Origin of the sequence: uncultured Roseibium sp., from assembly GCF_947494555.1 — a bacterium.
GTDB lineage: Bacteria > Pseudomonadota > Alphaproteobacteria > Rhizobiales > Stappiaceae > Roseibium.
On sequence record NZ_CANLVF010000009.1, the window covers coordinates 139,535 to 156,609 of the forward strand.

At 55.1% G+C, this 17,075-nt stretch carries 18 protein-coding genes; 5 read left to right on the forward strand and 13 right to left on the reverse strand.

Annotated elements, in window-relative coordinates:
* Positions 1 to 30 precede the first annotated feature (30 nt).
* The 4 genes from hydA to Q0915_RS30590 form a co-directional block, all read right to left on the reverse strand.
* The gene (hydA, locus tag Q0915_RS30575; RefSeq protein WP_299484120.1) at positions 31 to 1,488 is read right to left on the reverse strand and encodes a dihydropyrimidinase; all 1,458 of its coding nucleotides are present in this window, start codon (positions 1,486 to 1,488) and stop codon (positions 31 to 33) included.
* A gap of 199 nt (positions 1,489 to 1,687) precedes the next feature.
* Positions 1,688 to 2,944, reverse strand: a complete 1,257-nt coding sequence (locus tag Q0915_RS30580; RefSeq protein WP_299484121.1) for a Zn-dependent hydrolase — start codon at positions 2,942 to 2,944, stop codon at positions 1,688 to 1,690.
* A gap of 10 nt (positions 2,945 to 2,954) precedes the next feature.
* Positions 2,955 to 3,242 (reverse strand): cupin domain-containing protein, encoded by a 288-nt coding sequence (locus tag Q0915_RS30585; protein WP_299484122.1) that lies wholly within the window; start codon positions 3,240 to 3,242, stop codon positions 2,955 to 2,957.
* Positions 3,243 to 3,267: 25 nt separating this feature from the next.
* A complete protein-coding gene (locus tag Q0915_RS30590) occupies positions 3,268 to 4,596 on the reverse strand; it encodes an aspartate aminotransferase family protein (protein ID WP_299484123.1) in 1,329 nt (442 codons plus the stop codon).
* A gap of 480 nt (positions 4,597 to 5,076) precedes the next feature.
* On the opposite strand from Q0915_RS30590, the gene rutR reads away from it, so the two are divergent.
* Both rutR and arfB read left to right on the forward strand, forming a co-directional pair.
* Positions 5,077 to 5,751, forward strand: a complete 675-nt coding sequence (rutR, locus tag Q0915_RS30595) for an HTH-type transcriptional regulator RutR (protein WP_299484124.1) — start codon at positions 5,077 to 5,079, stop codon at positions 5,749 to 5,751.
* 2 nt (positions 5,752 to 5,753) lie between these two features.
* The gene (gene arfB, locus Q0915_RS30600) at positions 5,754 to 6,215 is read left to right on the forward strand and encodes an alternative ribosome rescue aminoacyl-tRNA hydrolase ArfB (protein WP_299484125.1); all 462 of its coding nucleotides are present in this window, start codon (positions 5,754 to 5,756) and stop codon (positions 6,213 to 6,215) included.
* A 302-nt stretch (positions 6,216 to 6,517) separates the two neighbouring features.
* Here arfB and Q0915_RS30605 read toward each other — a convergent pair whose 3' ends face one another.
* The 3 genes from Q0915_RS30605 to Q0915_RS30615 all read right to left on the reverse strand — a co-directional run bounded on the left by Q0915_RS30605 (position 6,518) and on the right by Q0915_RS30615 (position 9,067).
* A complete protein-coding gene (locus tag Q0915_RS30605; protein ID WP_299484126.1) occupies positions 6,518 to 6,931 on the reverse strand; it encodes a hypothetical protein in 414 nt (137 codons plus the stop codon).
* A 43-nt stretch (positions 6,932 to 6,974) separates the two neighbouring features.
* Positions 6,975 to 7,202 (reverse strand): hypothetical protein, encoded by a 228-nt coding sequence (locus Q0915_RS30610; protein WP_299484127.1) that lies wholly within the window; start codon positions 7,200 to 7,202, stop codon positions 6,975 to 6,977.
* 218 nt (positions 7,203 to 7,420) lie between these two features.
* Positions 7,421 to 9,067 carry a tetratricopeptide repeat protein gene (locus Q0915_RS30615; RefSeq protein WP_299484128.1) on the reverse strand — a complete coding sequence of 549 codons (1,647 nt, stop codon included), beginning with the start codon at positions 9,065 to 9,067 and terminating at the stop codon, positions 7,421 to 7,423.
* Between the two features lie 788 nt (positions 9,068 to 9,855).
* On the opposite strand from Q0915_RS30615, the gene Q0915_RS30620 reads away from it, so the two are divergent.
* The 3 genes from Q0915_RS30620 (at position 9,856) to Q0915_RS30630 (ending at position 12,441) form a co-directional block, all read left to right on the forward strand.
* Positions 9,856 to 10,320: a GNAT family N-acetyltransferase gene (locus Q0915_RS30620; RefSeq protein WP_299484129.1), complete on the forward strand. Its 465-nt coding sequence runs from the start codon at positions 9,856 to 9,858 to the stop codon at positions 10,318 to 10,320.
* Between the two features lie 303 nt (positions 10,321 to 10,623).
* Positions 10,624 to 11,511 carry an MBL fold metallo-hydrolase gene (locus Q0915_RS30625; protein WP_299484130.1) on the forward strand — a complete coding sequence of 296 codons (888 nt, stop codon included), beginning with the start codon at positions 10,624 to 10,626 and terminating at the stop codon, positions 11,509 to 11,511.
* Between the two features lie 483 nt (positions 11,512 to 11,994).
* The gene (locus tag Q0915_RS30630; protein ID WP_299484131.1) at positions 11,995 to 12,441 is read left to right on the forward strand and encodes a hypothetical protein; all 447 of its coding nucleotides are present in this window, start codon (positions 11,995 to 11,997) and stop codon (positions 12,439 to 12,441) included.
* A gap of 256 nt (positions 12,442 to 12,697) precedes the next feature.
* On the opposite strand, the gene Q0915_RS32155 is transcribed toward Q0915_RS30630, so the two are convergent.
* From Q0915_RS32155 to tmk, 6 genes are all read right to left on the reverse strand, one after another.
* Entirely contained in the window at positions 12,698 to 12,901 is a 204-nt protein-coding gene (locus tag Q0915_RS32155) for a helix-turn-helix domain-containing protein (protein WP_366525361.1), read from the reverse strand.
* 144 nt (positions 12,902 to 13,045) lie between these two features.
* Positions 13,046 to 13,579, reverse strand: a complete 534-nt coding sequence (locus Q0915_RS30635) for a RecX family transcriptional regulator (protein WP_299484132.1) — start codon at positions 13,577 to 13,579, stop codon at positions 13,046 to 13,048.
* A complete protein-coding gene (locus Q0915_RS30640) occupies positions 13,569 to 14,405 on the reverse strand; it encodes an MBL fold metallo-hydrolase (protein ID WP_299484133.1) in 837 nt (278 codons plus the stop codon). Before Q0915_RS30640 ends, Q0915_RS30635 begins: the two co-directional genes overlap by 11 nt.
* Positions 14,402 to 15,208: a TatD family hydrolase gene (locus Q0915_RS30645; RefSeq protein WP_299484134.1), complete on the reverse strand. Its 807-nt coding sequence runs from the start codon at positions 15,206 to 15,208 to the stop codon at positions 14,402 to 14,404. Before Q0915_RS30645 ends, Q0915_RS30640 begins: the two co-directional genes overlap by 4 nt.
* A gap of 93 nt (positions 15,209 to 15,301) precedes the next feature.
* Positions 15,302 to 16,363, reverse strand: a complete 1,062-nt coding sequence (locus Q0915_RS30650; protein ID WP_299484135.1) for a DNA polymerase III subunit delta' — start codon at positions 16,361 to 16,363, stop codon at positions 15,302 to 15,304.
* On the reverse strand, positions 16,363 to 17,049 hold the full coding sequence (tmk, locus tag Q0915_RS30655; RefSeq protein WP_299484136.1) for a dTMP kinase: 687 nt from the start codon (positions 17,047 to 17,049) through the stop codon (positions 16,363 to 16,365). The genes Q0915_RS30650 and tmk overlap by 1 nt, the downstream gene beginning before the upstream one ends.
* Positions 17,050 to 17,075 lie beyond the last annotated feature (26 nt).

A 17,075-nucleotide genomic window follows, 5' to 3' on the forward strand; every position in this document is an offset into this window, starting at 1 on the left:
AGCCCGGTGCGCCGCACTTCGCGCGATCAGTTAAACACCGCTGGCTGGAATGCCGGTCCGTTCCACCTTGCGGGGAGCGGTAAGTTCCTTCCACGTGCTCAGCGCCTTGTTGACCGCATGGAACGGTTCGCGCGCGACAAACTCGCCGTGACCCTGCTGGTGATTGACCGTTCCGTCCTCAACCGCAACGCGGCCACGCGTGAGGGTATAGCGCGGCAGGCCCTTGACCTTCTTGCCCTCAAAGACGTTGTAGTCGATCGCCGACTGCTGGTTGCCCGCCGTGATTGTCTTTTCCTTTGCCGGATCCCAGATGACCAGATCCGCATCCGCGCCGACCAAAATTGCACCTTTTTTCGGATAGATATTGAGAATCTTTGCAATGTTGGTTGAAGTCACTGCGACAAATTCATTCGGCGTCAGGCGACCTGTGTTGACGCCGTAGGTCCACAACATCGGCATGCGGTCTTCAAGACCACCTGTGCCGTTGGGGATCTTGGTGAAATCGCCGACGCCCGTGCGCTTCTGGTCCGTTGTGAAGGCGCAGTGGTCGGTGGCAACCACCTGAAGTGATCCTGCGGCAAGACCTGCCCAGAGCGAGTCCTGGTGTTTCTTGTCCCGGAAGGGAGGCGACATCACACGGCGCGCGGAATGGTCCCAGTCGTGATGATAATATTCGCTGTCGTCCAGGGTGAGGTGCTGGATGAGCGGTTCGCCATAGGCGCGGATACCGTTCTGACGCGCCCTGCGGATCGCCTCGTGCGCCTGTTCGGACGAGGTGTGCACGATATAGACCGGGACGCCTGCCATATCGGCGATCATGATCGCGCGGTTGGTGGCTTCGCCCTCGACTTCCGGTGGACGGGAATGGGCATGGCCCTCCGGTCCGTTATGGCCTTCGGCAAGCAATTTCTGCTGAAGGCTGGCAACCACGTCACCGTTTTCGGCGTGGACGAGGGGGAGGGCGCCGAGCTCGGCGCAGCGCTGGAACGAGGCGTACATCTCGTCGTCGTTTACCATCAGCGCGCCCTTGTACGCCATGAAATGCTTGAATGTGTTGATGCCCTTTTTCTGAACGACCTCCTGCATGTCGTTGAAGACCTGCTCGCCCCACCATGTGATCGCCATGTGGAAGGAATAGTCGCAGTGGGCCATTGTCGACTTGTTGTCCCACATCTGAAGCGCTTCAAGCAGCGACTGTCCGGGCGAGGGCAAGGCAAAGTCGACAACCATTGTGGTGCCGCCTGCAAGCGCCGCGCGGGTGCCGCTGTCGAAGTTGTCGGATGAGAACGTGCCCATGAACGGCATTTCCAGGTGCGTATGCGGATCTATGCCGCCCGGCATGATGTAACAGCCGGTCGCATCCAGCGTCTCGTCGCCCGAAAGGTTCGGACCGATCTCGACGATCCTGCCACCCTCGATTTTCACATCGGCTTCATAGGACAGGTCAGCGGTGACAACCGTGCCACCCTTGATCACTTTGCTTGCCATCATCGTTCCCCTTTTCGTTTGCCGCGTGCTGTCACTTTTCAAAGCCCGATCTTATTTCGGGACGATTCTACGAGCTGCTGTTTAGGTCCCGGCTCGAGGCCGGGACGGCAATTCTTCTATCGGTTATGCCCAATCCAAACAGCTGTTGAATTTCTTTTCTGCGCCGTCCCGGACCTGATCCGGGGCCCAAGACAGATCGTTACCCCACGATCACCGCCGTTTCGACAACCGCGTGGAAGAGCACATCCGCGCCGGCCTTGGCCCACTCCCGGCTGATTTCCTCTGCTTCGTTGTGCGAAAGTCCGTCGACACAGGGACACATGATCATGGCAGTTGGGGCGACCTTGTTGATCCAGCAGGCATCATGGCCGGCACCTGAGATGATATCCTGGTGGCTGTAGCCAAGGCGCTCGGCGGCATTGCGCACGGCTTCAACGCAGCCCTTGTCGAATTCGACCGGATCGAAGCCGCCGACCTTCTCGAATTCAACCTCAAGACCCATGTCGTCGCAGATCTTCTTGGCCCCGATCTTCAGCCGTTCTTCCATGTCCTGTATCACGGCGAGATTGGGAGAGCGGAAATCGATCGTGAAGACCGTCTTTCCGGGGATGACGTTGCGCGAATTCGGGTAGACGTCGATGTGGCCGGCGGCACCAACCGCATGCGGGGCATGGGACCAGGCAATCTCGTCAACCAGTTCGAGGATCTTTGCCATGCCGAGACCTGCATTCTTGCGCATCGGCATCGGCGTGGACCCTGTATGGCTGTCCTTGCCTGTCACGGTTACCTGCGTCCAGGAGAGACCCTGACCGTGGGTGACGACGCCGATGTCCTTGCCTTCAACTTCCAGGATCGGGCCTTGCTCGATATGGAGTTCGAACATGGCGTGCATCTTGTCCTTGCGGGAGCCGACGTCCTCGTCGCCGACCCAGCCGATGCGTTTCAGTTCGTCACCGAATTTCTTGCCTTCCGCGTCTTCACGGTCATAAGCCCAGTCCTGGGTATGAACGCCCGCGAAGACACCGGAGGCGAGCATGGCCGGTGCGTATCGCGTACCTTCCTCGTTGGTCCAGTTGGTCACAACAATCGGGTGTTTGGTTTGGAGCCCGAGATCGTTCATCGAGCGCACCAGTTCCAGACCTCCAAGAACACCCAGGACACCGTCATATTTCCCGCCTGTCGGCTGCGTGTCGAGATGGGAGCCGACATAAACGGGCAGGGCATCGGGGTCGGTTCCAGGACGGGTCATGAACATGTTGCCCATCGTGTCGACCGCCATCGTCATCCCGGCGTCTTCACACCATTTCTGGAAGAGCTTACGGCCTTCGGAATCTTCATCTGTAAGGGTCTGGCGGTTGTTGCCACCCGCGACTCCGGGGCCGATCTTGGCCATTTCCATCAGACTGTCCCAGAGACGGTCCGCATTGATCCTCAGGTTTTCGCCCGGAGCAGCCATCGGAAATCTCCTATTTCAATTCAGTTTCGACAAAGGACATCTGTGCGTCCCCACCATTGATTACATTATGTTCCACGCCTTCGTCGCGGCGGTAAACCGTGCCGGCAGGGATGACAACTTCACGGCTTTCGCCGCCCGGTTCCTCAAGCAGCATTTTGCAATCGGTCAATGTGGTGATGACGTAGTCCATCTCGTGCCGGTGCCAGCCCGTTTCCGCGCCTGGTTCGAAATCGAAACGGGTAACCCGTACTCTGTCGTCGTCGATCAGTTGTGTTGCCGTGGCAGGTGCTCGTTGCATCACGCTCTGCTTTCGTTTTCGAAGCTCAGTCGATTGCGTTCAGAACCGTCCTCAGTTTTTCGAACAATTCGTCGATCTGGTCCTTTGAGATAATCAAAGGCGGCGAGAGGGCGATGATATCGCCGGTTGTGCGGATCAGGATGCCATCATCATACGCTTTCAGAAAAGCCGAGAAAGCGCGTTTTGTCGGTTCGCCCGCGATAGGTTCAAGTTCAACTGCTCCGATCAGTCCGAGATTCCGGATGTCGATGACATGCGGACAGTCCTTCAAGGAATGAAGCCCGTCCTCCCAATGCTGCGCGAGACCGGCAGCGCGCGTCAGCAATCCTTCCTCGTCATAGGTGTCGAGGGTCGCCAGCGCCGCGGCACAGGCTACCGGGTGACCGGAATAGGTATAGCCGTGAAACAGTTCGATCATGTGCTCAGGGCCCGTCATGAACGCCTGGTAGATGTCGGCCGAGCAGAACGTGGCCCCCATCGGAATGACGCCCGAAGTGAGGCCCTTGGCGGTCGTCACCAGATCCGGCGTGACGCCGAAGAAATCGGTCGCAAAAGGTGATCCAAGCCGGCCGAAACCGGTGATGACCTCATCGAAAATCAGGAGAATACCGTTCTTCGCGCAAATTTCGCGCAGCCGCTCAAGGTAGTTCTTCGGTGGAATCAGGACACCTGTTGAGCCGGCGACCGGTTCGACTATGACCGCGGCTATGGTAGACGGATCGTGCAGCTGGATGATGCGGATCAGGTCTTCCGCATATTCAGCTCCGTTTTCCGGCATCCCGCGCGAAAACGCGTTGCGTTCCGGATCATGCGTGTGACGCATGTGGTCAACGCCGGTCAGCATCGTACCGAAGGTTCTGCGGTTGGCGACGATACCGCCAACAGAGATGCCACCGAAGCCCGTTCCGTGATAACCGCGTTCCCTGCCGATCAGTCTTGTGCGTGTCCCCTGTCCGATTGATTGCTGATACGCCAAAGCGATTTTCAGCGCCGTATCGACGCTTTCGGACCCAGAGTTGGTGAAAAACACATGGTCGAGCGGTGAGGGCATCATTGCCGACAGACGGGCGGCAAGTTCAAAGGCCTTGGGGTGGCCCATCTGAAATGCCGGAGCATAGTCCAGTTCCGCGATCTGTTTCTGAACCGCCTCGACGACCCTCGGACGCGAATGCCCGGCGTTGCAGCACCAAAGACCGGCCGTACCGTCCAGCACCTGGCGTCCGTCGGCTGTCGTGTAATGCATGTCTTTGGCGGCAACGAACATGCGAGGCGACTGCTTGAACTGCCGGTTGGCCGTGTATGGCATCCAAAAGGCTTCAAGATTGTTGGTTGCTGCCTGGATAGATGCTGACATGCGTCCTCCTTGGTCCATCGAATGGACCGCTCCTGGTCTATTGTGACGGAGATGGAGCATGCGTCATGCCAATCTGCGCGCTTGGCAGACCTTGCAGCGCTGATCCTCTCCCCACGCTGTTCCCGGCGCTTCCAGTGGGTATTTTACCTCATCACGAAGTGCCGTATGTCTCTGGATGGCCATGCGGCCTTTTCCGGCTGCCGCCGGTATTGTTCATGATGGTCAGAACGCCGCCAACCTTCAAGAGTTCCCCATTGCAGGGCACCCGTTGTTCGACTAGCCTTCTGACCACTTGGTCAATTTACCCTAGGAGGGATTTGACCAAATGGTCAAGATGCAATTCCAGTCGACATGACCAATTTCTGGTCAATCAATGTCAAGGCATTCGAGATCGAGGAAGGGGCGGGGTTCAAAGTGGCCCGGTCCGTTGTGACAGGAACCTGGAAAGGCAGTCGCATCGGCTGTGATCGGAAGTAGTTTATGACAGGGCTAAGCGGGCAGGGCTCAGAAGCACACAAGAACGGAGGCTTGAGCCGGATTCAGGAAAGGAACCGGTCCCTCATATTGGATGCGGCATTGGGCGAATTTTCGAAGAAGGGGTTTTCGGGAGCCACCGTTGAGAGGATTGCCGCGGAAGCGGGCATGTCGAAATCCAACCTTCTCTATTACTTTTCTTCCAAGGAGGCGATCTACAAGGCAACGCTTGCGCATATTCTCGAGGTTTGGCTCGCGCCACTCAAAACCCTTGATCCGAGCGGAGCGCCGTCCCAGGAGCTGTCCGCCTATATCCGTCAGAAAATCGAGATGTCTGCGGAATTTCCCGAGGCGTCCAGACTTTTTGCAAATGAGGTCATGCAGGGAGCGCCTCAGATCCTTCCCATCCTGGAGGGCGAGCTCAAACGGCTGGTTACCGAAAAGTCTGCCGTGATCGAGGACTGGATAACTGCCGGAAAGATGCAGCGCGTGGAACCGGTGCACCTTATCTTCACGATCTGGGCAACGACCCAGCACTATGCTGATTTTTCCATCCAGATCAAAGCGCTAACCGGGAAAGACCTTAGCGATCCGGAATTTTTCCGCGAGACCGTTGCCTCGGTCACGGCGCTGATCTTGAACGGAATCGGTCTCACGCCGCCACAAGACACTCCAGCCTGAACATGGCCGACGATACGAACGACCCCTATGCGTCTTCGCAGATCTCGGTAACCAGCAGGTTTTATATCCTGAAGAGCGATATTTCGGAGGATTTCATCCGGGCGTCCGGTCCGGGAGGTCAGAATGTCAACAAGGTCTCAACCGCCGTTCAGCTTCGTTTTCATCTGTCTTCCAACGAAACACTGCCAGAAGACGTTAAGTCACGGGCAGCAAGGCTGGCCGGAAGCCGGTTGACGCTTCAAGGAGAAATTGTTCTTCAAGCCGACCGCTATCGCACGCGGGAGCGCAATCGTGCGGACGCCCTTGAGCGACTGCTCGAATTGCTTCGCAGGGCGACCGAAAAACCAAAACCCCGGAAGGCCACCAAACCGACGCTTGGGTCGAAAAAGAGGCGTCTCGACGCCAAGAAGCAACGAGGTCAGATCAAGAAGATGCGTGGGCGTGGCGGTAGGATCGAGGACTAGGGTACGGACCCACAAATGAAGCTGATTTGGCGGCAGAAATGGCGAATTCTCGCGAGAAAACGTGCGAAGAGCGAGCTTTGTGCCCGGTCAAGCACGTTGACGCTGCGAGGTGAAGCCATTTTGCCGTCCTTCGGATTTGGCCGTTTTGGCCACCTGCAGCGTCGCGAAAGGCTTGAAAATGAACCACATTTCCTGCGCTTTCGCTCCTTTCATCTGGCCAAAACGATTCAAACCAAGTCAACTTCATTTGTGGGTCCGTACCCCAGAGGAAGCAATATTCCATTCACTCGGGCTTTCCACAACTATTCGCCCGATGCGTGCGCAAGGCTGTTGCCCTGGAGGTGATCTTCCAACGCCTGGATCAGTTCGTCCTGGCTGGGTTCGTGCTTCAGATGGATGTTGGCGCCCGAAATATAGACGAGGTTTTCAAACCAGTCCGGGTTGCTGGCGGAATAGGAAACCAAGATCGGGCGACCATTCTTCTGATACTCATAAAGGTTCAACAATTTCCGCGGACAGTTCTGGTCATGCGGATTGGTCTGCAGTGCAACGGCATCCAATAATCCAGCGCGTGCATGTTCAAACAGCTCTTCGAAGGTCTCGCAGTACAGAACATTCCAGGACTGCAGGTCAGCCACCTTGTTGTCGCTAGTATTTTTGATCTCGTTTGCGCACACCGCTAGAATCCGTTTGCCACGGATGAATCCGTACGACATTTGTCGTGACCCCTAAAATTCGAAGAATGTAAGTGTCGAAACTCTAACGAGAAGCACGCGCCTTCATCAGATTTTCAACGCGGGCAGACAAAAGCATCAGCTCGCTAACCCGATTGCCCGTTTCTCGGCTCGCAAGTAGTTGACCAGCCGTTTCGATCAATTCAGACGCAACCAGCAGGCAAACGTCGTGCCCTTCCGGGTACTCCATTGCCTGTGCTTTCTCAGAAATAAGCTTGGCAAGCGCCTCAACCTCTGCGAAGGGCTCTTCCATAACGTCATCCTGTGTCTTTAGAAGGCGCAGCACCGACACGCGAATTGGCATCTCCGTTGAAACCATCGGTGTGAAATGAGCTGCGTCAGGTTGCGTCCAGCATCGCGGCTGACTGCAATGGATGTACGTATTTTTGCTTCGGTTGTGAACGCAACGCAACAGATGTCACATGTTACATTTTTGTCATGCTGTTGAAAATAAACAGAAAAATTGATCCACTATTGATCCTGAAGAGCCAATTCCAATTCGGTGTACAACGCAATGAAACGTGCGTTGTCGGGTTGTTCGCTGCACAGGCGGGGAATCGTGACGTTTGAAAAATGCCCGGGATCAATGTCGGGCCAATTCGATTTTTGCCGTGCTATGACGGCGGCTGCCTGCTCCGGTTGGCCCAGTTTGTTCAGCAACATTGCGTGCCGCATGAACGTATATGGGATCTCGAAGATGAGTGCGGCGCGCTGTTCGGATTCCAGGGCGAGGGCATAATCACCCCTGTAGGCGTGAAGCCACGCAATCCATGTGAGTGTCAGCCATCTTATGGGATTGTCAGCTGACAAGGCTTTGTCAAATGCGATCGCCTCTTCCACGACCGAGTCAGGGGCTGAAGCGCAGGAATATGGGATCATCTGGGCCAAGAACCGGGCGAGGGCGTGATTGGGGTCCAGTTCCGTCACCCGGTTCATGGTGGCAAGGCTTTGAGCAATCGACCCGCTGTGCCAGTGCGATTGCGCGACATTGAAGACGACATTCGCGTCAAGCGGTGCGAGTTCCATTGCCCTTTGCGCGTGCCATCGGGCTTTTGTGAGGAGTTCAGGTGTATCGGATGGGCCATAAACATTGGCCAGATAAGCCAGTTTGTCAGCAACAACTGAATGAGCAGCGCCAAAATCGGGGTCCTTGCGCAGGGCGATTTCCATCAATTGGACGCGTTCCAGTTCCCATTCCACCGCGTTGATCGCGGGTCCCGGAACCCATGTGCCCATGACAAAAAGCTGCTCAGGCGTCAGGGTTTCAGGGTCCAGCCCTTCCAGCAATTGCTTGGACGCACCAAAAAGGCGAACGCGAAGTTCACGACCGATGCGCTCTGAAACTTCCTTGTCGAAATTCTTCCGGTCATCGATTTGGATTGTTTTCGACCAGGAAATTGCGTCGGTTTCCGCATTGATGAGTTCAACATTGATCTGCGTGTCACCCGGTTCCGCGCGAACAGACCCTCTGACGATGAACTCCGCATCGGGATGAGTGCTGCCATTTTGAGGCGTCAGCAGCACAGATACCGCCTTGTTATTCGATAGGCCCCGGCGCAGGATCGTCGCGGTTTCTGGGCCGGTTCCACCAACAAAGTCATCCAATTGTACCGCAATCCTGGGATCACCTTGTGGCGTTAGGTACCAGCCAAGTCCGATGATCACCAATCCAACGCAAACGGCCAAGAATACCGCCGCTGCGATTGCCTTCCAGGGCATAAGGGGGGCATTCTTCTTCTGACCATGGTCGGCCACCAAGGCCTCGGGTTCCTGAGTGCCGTTTTCCCTTCTCGTCAGTGTTGGCCTGTACGTGCCTTTGGGGATGTCGACCTGCAGGTCGCAGTCTGCAAATTCACTGCTTTCAAATACGGCAATTGCCGTTCTAAGGCGTCCGATTTCAACGCGGACGACACTGTCGGATTGGGGATCGAAGTCTGGGCCTTTTCCAAAGATATCAAGTCCGATGGAATAGGCTTTGAGCTGTCCGCCCGAGCCCTCTGCCTCTGCGCGAATGAGGTGTTCCAACAGAAAGAGCCGCCGGTTGCTTTTGCCCAGGGCACCGGAAGCGCGCACGCGCTCCAGATAGTCGGAAATCTGCTGCTCGTCTGGAAAATTCAAGGGTTTACACCAGCGATCTGGATGCCAAACAATCTACAAACCGTATATTGAGCCTGTCAAAAGCTAGCGCAGGCAAAAAGGCGGGTCAACGATCTGCAACCCTGATTTGCAGCCCGCGAGTCTGCTTTCAATAGAAAGTTTGAGTGCGGACCAAATAGCAGCGAGTGTTTGTTTATTTGCGCAGCTTTCAATTGCGTCTAACGTCCGTTCGGGAGGCGGTTATTTGCGGACGCCGGTCAAAATCCTTCCAACAGCGATTAAGGCTTCACTCTTAAATTTTACTTAGATGTCTCAATAACTTATCTGAGGAAAAAGGAAAGAGCGTCCGTATTGGCTATCAGGCACTCCTTTCGGCCGATGTTGGCTTAGACATGAGACAGGATCGACAAGACAAGGGACACGTAAGCGCGAGCCTGTTGGCTGCTTGCTTGTGACGGCGGCCTGGTCTATCCAGAATGTATCGTCCCGCGAAAGCTCGGGACTATGGAGATTGTATGTCTGAAACTGCGGTGCGCCGCTAAGGTCCACACGGGTTGGACCTGGTTGAATGAGGAGACTTCCGAACATGGTTTCGGGAGCATTTTCTGGCTGACATAAAATCAAAGAGACAATCCATTGAAAAAAATAGATCAAGAGCCGCGCATATTGTGTGTGCTGGCGCATGGTGGCGCGACCTGTTCGAAGAAGCCGCCGTTCATCAACTCCAACAATGAACGAACAGGCCCTCCCACCACGGGCAAGGCCGCTTTCGCGGAATTCCGATACGACATCTGCGAGGGTCAAAACCCATGAAAAACCAGTCAATCCAGCTGACCACAAAAGACGACATTCCGGACTTGCAAATTGTCCTTGATCAGACCGGCTTGTTTCCAAGCGAAATGCTTCCCGACATGCTTGCACCGGCGCTTGCTGACGAGGGCAAAGGAATCTGGCTGACTAGTCATTTCAACGGAGCTGCCGTTGGTTTCTGCTACACGGTGCCTGAAGAAATGGCGGACGGCACCTGGAACATGCTTGCACTTGCGGTCCGACCGGACTTGCAGGGCAGGAAGCTTGGAACCGGTCTTGTGAAAGCCGTAGAAGAACGGCTTAGAAAAAAGCGCCAACGTATTTTGATCGTGGAAACGTCAGGCACTGATGAGTTTGCGTTGACGCGTGCATTCTATGCCCGAAACGGATATGCAGAAGAAGCTCGTATCCGTGATTTCTGGGCCGCAGGCGATGACAAGGTGACTTTCCGCAAAGCCTTGTAAATGAGAGATGTCCTTTGCCGCATTGTTGGCGAAGGACATCACTTCCAAAGATCCTGCGCGGCTCGATCGCACGCGAGCGTCAGACGTGCCCCTGCAATGAATTTTTCTCTGACACAACAAGGGTTTAAATGCTGCTTCAGGGCAGGGAGGTCGACTTGGGTCATGGTTCTCGGGTAGCGTTTATTACACCCGTCCGGTGCGTGTTACGGTTCCGAGAAAAAGGCAAATCAACGGCATTTGCATTTCAAGAGAACCCACATTAGAGGCATTGGCTTCGACTAACTTCGAAAGGTTGAACGTTCCGTGGCAGACATTGATCTGGAACTGGTTACTTATGAGGGTCTCGACGAGCGGATCGTTGTCGTAAGGGCTGGCGACGAGGTTGACAGTGTTTTTGTGCTCACTGAGCGCTTTGGTGTGCTGGTGGACACTTTGGCCACGCCCAGCTTATGCGCTCGGGCATTGAAACTGCTAACCGACCGCCTCAATAATCGGCCACTCGTTGTCATCAACTCTCATATGGATTGGGACCATTATTGGGGCAACGCTGCGCTTGGCGCTCGCACGCAAATCATAGCGCACGGCGAAGCGATCAAACGCTTGCGAGATCCCAACACCGCGCAGGAACTGGCCGAAAAACGCTCACAGGAAGCACGGTTCCGAGAAGTGGAAATTGTCCCGCCAACAATGACGTTCTCAGGGCGAACCATGTCGTTGCATGGTGGTGATCTGACACTCGAACTTATCCATACGCCCGGGCATACCCCGGACCATGTCGCAGTCTGGATACCTGAGCTGTGTACCTGCCTTGCAGTGGATGCCGTCGAAAATCCAATTCCGGAAGTCTGGAGCCAGTCGCCGGACGATCTTCGCAAGCTTTGTCTATCGCTGACGCAAATTCGCGACTTGCATCCGCGTCACGTCATTCTCGCGCATGGGCAAACAGCCGACCCAGAAATCGTCGACAGGAACATTGACTATTTCACGAGGCTGCGTGACGCGGTCAGAGGCTTGCGCAACGTGCCGCGTGTGGCTGAAGGGCTGAGCGAGCGACCAGGATTTCAACTTGAGGACTTTGTCACGGTGTCTCCAAACATGCTGTTGCAAACGAGAGCCTTTTATCAGCGGTGCCACAAATCAAACCTCAATGCAGCCATCGCTGCTCATGCAGCTGGCGTCGATTTTTTGTAAGACACACAAAAGGGACCCGAGCGCGGCAGATAGCGTCAAACTTGCCGGCCATGTTTTCGACCGGGATTTGTCACCACTACGCAGACGGCTCAACAAGCCAAACAGAAAAGGACTTAGGGAACTGTGCACTCTTAAGTCGGGTTGTCACTAGCGAACTTCGTCGGCGTATGGGTTAAGCAGAAAAGTCGCAGAAAGGGGCAGGGCACGACTTGAGGAGCAACTTCCTGTATCAACAGGGCACTAGGCAACAGTTTGCCGATAAGTTCCAAAGCGCTCAAGCGTGTCGCAGTCTTTAGCGGCCACCATAAATAATGACCACTTTTCTCCGAAAAATCAGTCAGAGCGCAAGACGGAATAAGAAAGATATTGACACAAATCCTCGTTGAGTATCCACTCAACTCCTCCAAGGGTTGCAGTGTTTCTTCATTGCTTTTCCCAGATTGTTCTGGGTCGTCCAGGTTCCCACAATTCTTTGAGGCGAGAATGAATAAAGTCCTCTATTTTTTACCTTTTGTTGCCCTCAGCGGGTGCGTAACAGACGATTCTCCAACCTCACCTCGACCAAGCAAGGACGAGTTGATTTGCATCGATTCAGGCTTCACACCGGGAACGCTTGAGTTTTCACAATGTCTGGCGACGGCAAAAATCGCTCGGCAAACCGCTGAAGACGTTGAAAAAGAACGTCAAAAGGAAAGGGAGAAACGTGACACTGTCAGTGCAAGCGTAGCCAACCAAATTTGTGTCGATTACGCAAAAGAAAGAATGCCGTATCCGGTCATCAGAAACCAAACCGTACATAATATCAGCGGCGGATACAGACAAACGGTACGTGTAAGTTTTGAACTTGATCAACCTGGCACATCGTATTCCTCAAGGTCCGCGGAGTGTAAAATACAGGGTCGAGAGGTTGTTAATTTCAAGATTACTTAGTGAGTGGCACTAACGATTTGCGGACAGATTACAGACGTGTCTAAGCGGGCGGTCTGGCTCCTTTGTTGATGGAAGAAAGACGGTTTGGCCGCAGTATTGGTAATGGCGCTGGTTGACGGCGTTTTGTTTCCTGGTCCGGCAATTCGTTTCGACGATCAACCGGCTTTAAGATATCCGGTCACAACGGCCAGCTGATCCTCGCGTCGAAGTAGCCTTTCAATCGGCCGTTGGCGGCTCGGTGCGATGTCATTAGCAGTCAGCGCGCAATAGCTGCGAGTTTGCGACTGCGCCAGGAGCTGCACCGGATCCAGACGGTGAGCGTTGCACGATCGCGACCGAGATGTTTTCCAGTCTCGGACTGACTGAACTTCTGATCGAGCATTGTGGAAATCGCGCGGCGTTCGTTACAGTGCAAATGCGAATAAGAACGGCTCATACCTAAAGCCGGGCAGTGTGACATTCATAAACAGACCAACTTGCGTACAGACTAACTCTTACATCTCTAATTCGCATAATCAATATTATGGAATATTTTTGGATTGCCAAAACCAGCAAATCCAATGGCTTGGCTCACCTGTGCGTTGATGGTTCTTTTCGCGTCCGCTTAGCTTGTTCCATCATCCTCGGCTGTGCCGTCGACAATCGCCTTGGAAATCTTGTAGGAAAATCCCGCCCGGCACATTGCAGCCAGATCCTTGTCACGCCGATCGGTTCTGTCTGCAGAATTTCGAAATGGACCGAGACGCCGCCGGCGGGCATAGACCCTTGCGGCTTCGGCATCGGAATGCTGGTCGCCGTTGAGCACGGCTTCTATCGTTGCGCGATTAACGCCTTTGGCGGACAATTGTGCCTCAATCTTGCGTCTCGATCCGCCGCGGCGCCTGAGACTGGCGGTTTTCGTTTCCGCGTAGATCCGGTCATTCACGAGACCGGCGCTGAGGCATTTCTCGATGACTGCCTGAATGTGTTCTGCAAAGTCCTGCGGGTCGCGCTCGTGAACCCGGCAGGCCTTCAGAACGCGACGCTCCAGAACCTTGCGCAGGTTCTCTTCAGACGAACTGTAACGCTCCAAATAATGCAAAGCTGCCTTGGTCAGCCGTTCAACGGTCGGCAATTTCGGCGGGCGTTTATCTGGCATCTTCTGAGCGGCTGATGACTTCAGAAAGTGCCGTCAGATCAATTTTCATGCCGTCATACGCAGTTGCGATGTTTTCCGGCAATTCGCTTTGCAATGTGGCATAGTCGAGATCGCAATGCAGGTTGGTGAAGACCGCGTTTTTCGGGTTGATGCGCTGCGTCCACTGGAGCGATTCTTCGAGACAAAAATGGCTTGGATGCGGGTTTCTGCGAAGGCAGTCTAGAAGCAGAATATCCAGACTTTTCAGTTTCTTGAGGCTGTTTTCGGGTATGTCGGAAACGTCGGGAATGTAGGCCGCATTATCAATGCGGAAGCCCAAGGCATTGATTTCGCCATGGGTGACCAAGATCGGCTCGAACGTGAGCGTGCCACCGTCACCGATGATTTCGATCGCCGTATCCGGTTCAATCAGCTTGTGTTCCAGGATCGGCGGATAATTTGAACCGGCCGGAGTCTCAAAACAATATGCGAAGGCAGCATGTGCACGTTCATACGTATATGCGTCCATATGAACCGGTGTCCTTTTCCGGCTGAACAACCAGAAAGCTCTCAGATCGTCGATGCCGTGAAGATGATCGGCGTGAGAATGCGTATAAAGGACCGCGTCAACGTGAACGACATTGGCCGTGAGCATCTGCTGCCGGAGATCCGGCCCTGTGTCGATCAGAACCGTTGTACATCCGTATTCGCCGCGTTTTTCAACAAGAAGAGAGCATCGCGACCGGCGGTTTTTGGGTTCGTTCGGATCGCAAACGCCCCAGTCATTGCCAATGCGCGGCACACCCGCTGAGGATCCGCAGCCGAGCACCGTCAGTTCAACGCTCATTGCGGACCGGCCCAGGCAAGGCTGTCGGGTCTGGGCACTTTTCTGAAGAGCCGGAAAAAGTTTTCTGTCGTCTGCTGCGCAATCTCTTCTTCCGAAACGTTTCGGGTTTGCGCAAGAACCGCAGCAGTCATCGCGGTATATGCGGGCTCGTTTCGTTTGCCGCGCCGCACCTGCGGGGCAAGGTAAGGAGAGTCTGTTTCCACGAGAAGTCTGTCAGCCGGTAATTCTCTTGCGATTTCACGGAGTTCTTCTGATTTCTTGAAGGTCAAAATGCCTGAGAACGAAACATAAAGACCCAGTTCAATTCCCGTCAAAGCAAGGTCTCGGCCTGAGGAAAAACAATGCAGGAGGCCCGGGAACTCCCCCTTCCCCATTTCGTCGCGCAGAATATCCGCCATATCTTGATCGGCATCACGCGAATGAATCACAAGGGGCAGCCCGGTTTGGCGTGCGGCTTCTATGTGAATGCGCAATCCTTCCGCCTGAGCATCACGCGGGGCCTTGTCGTAGAAGTAGTCGAGACCAGCTTCGCCAATCGCAACGACTTTCGGGTGCGCGGCCAACGCGACAATTTCGTCCACCGGAATTCCACGCTCGGTCCCGGCATTGTGGGGGTGCGTGCCGACCGAACAATAGACCTCCGGGTATTCCTCCGCGATGGCCCTGATCCGGTCAAACTTCCTGATGTGCGTGCAGATTGTCACCATCAGGTCGACGCCTGCTTCATGCGCACGGGAAATCAATTCGTCCCGTTCGCCGTCAAAATCGGGAAAATCGAGGTGGCAATGACTGTCAACAAGCATGAAGCATCCTGAACTGGAAATTCTTGAAACCCTAGTGGCGGTTCAGCGCGATGTGATACCCGGATTTAGCCGAAACCCCAAGGGGTTCGTGCTTCAGGTCGTGCGCAGTGCAAAGAAAAAATCGAGCACTACTTGTTTGCGGTCGAGGTTGAGTGCGTCGGACGCATTGATCGACCGTTTCACACTTTCCCACAGCTCCACATAGCGATAGGCGGTGCGAATGCCGGCGTGAATGTCTTTCTTTAGGCGTTCATGCAGCCAAACGTCCACAACGTGCTGAAAACTGTCCCAGTTGTCTGCCTGGCCACGAGCAGCAACGAGGTCTGCAAGCGCATGGACCGCCGCCAAATCAAGTTGACCGGAATTTTCGGCGAGTTGTCTCACACCCTTTGCAATCTTCAAGCCGTCTCCGGACAACAGGGTAATCGCTGACCTCAAGCTTCCATCTGCCGTTTGTGAAAGATCCATCAGGTCTTCCGCACGCGGCACGTCACCATTGCAAAGTTCTTTGAGCCCGATGGCGATTTCATCGGCCGACAGCGGAGGCATGTCGAGCCGGCGGCATCTGGAGCGGATTGTCGGCAGCAGTCGCCCTGGAGCATGGCTGAGTACCAGGAACAGACAACTTTCCGGCGGTTCTTCGAGAATTTTAAGGAGTGCGTTGGCGGAGCTTGCATTCATGTCATCGGCAGCGTCGACAATACAGATGCGCCAGGCTTTGGCAGAGGCAGTCGTGCCGAAAAAAGAAACGGTGCGCCGGACTTCGTCGACCGGCAGATCGGACTTGAACCGTTTGGCCTTTTCGTCCCATGGGCGGCGCAGATGAAGGATGTTTGGGTGTCCTCCGGACATCACCTGTCTTGAAACGGGATGATCTTCAGGGACAGAAAGGTCCGGCGCCGACGCAACGCTTCCACCAAAGCGATCCGGATTTGCAATGACGAATTTCGCGAACCGAAAGGCCAGGGTCGCCTTGCCGATACCTTTTGCGCCGCCCAGGATCCAGGCGTGGTGCAGGCGTTTTGAACGATAGGCCTCAAGAAGCGCCTCCTCGGTTGCTCGGTGCCCTATCAGCCGCCCGCGTTCGTGCGGTAGTGGATAGCCCGGCAGCTCATCGACCTGCGGAATGTCGACCGGTTCGTTCCTGCGGGCCATCAGCGTGACACCTGTGCCGCCGGCGTCGTCTCGTTCGCTCCGGTGAGGTCTTCGGAAAACGCCTCGCGTATGGCGGTTTGAACCGCTTTTTCGACAAAGTCCTGGTCCCTGGAGCCATCCACGATCGTAAAACGATAGGCTTCCTCAAGAGCCAGCTGCAGGAAGAGCTTGCGCCGGCGTTCATGCACTGCAACCGCCTCGTCTTCAAAGCGGTCCGGACCGCCGCTGTCATCGGTTTGAGATCGTTTGGCGACCCTGCTGAGCCCTATCGCCGGGGGTACGTCAATCAATATCGTCAATTCGGGCCTTAACCCCGCAACCGCGGCCGTTTCAAGCAGCTTCAGATACTCCTGATCGACCCCTGCCTCTCCCTGATAGACGCGTGTTGAGTCGGCATACCGGTCACAAAGCACCCAGTCGCCGCGTTTCAAGGCGGGTTTTATCAGGGCGTCGACATGGTCCGCCCGGGCGGCCGCGAACAGCATTGCTTCGCCCCTTGGCCCGAGATCCTTCGCCTCTCCTGACAAGAGCAGAGAGCGGATTTTCTCCGCCCCCGGCGAGCCTCCGGGTTCGCGCGTGACAACGACAGTTTTGCCCTTGTTTTCCAGGAAGGTTTTCAGGCGGGCAATCTGCGTGGATTTGCCAGCGCCTTCTCCACCCTCAAATGTTATGAAATGTCCGGGCAAGCGCTCCCCGCCTCTACTCGAAATGT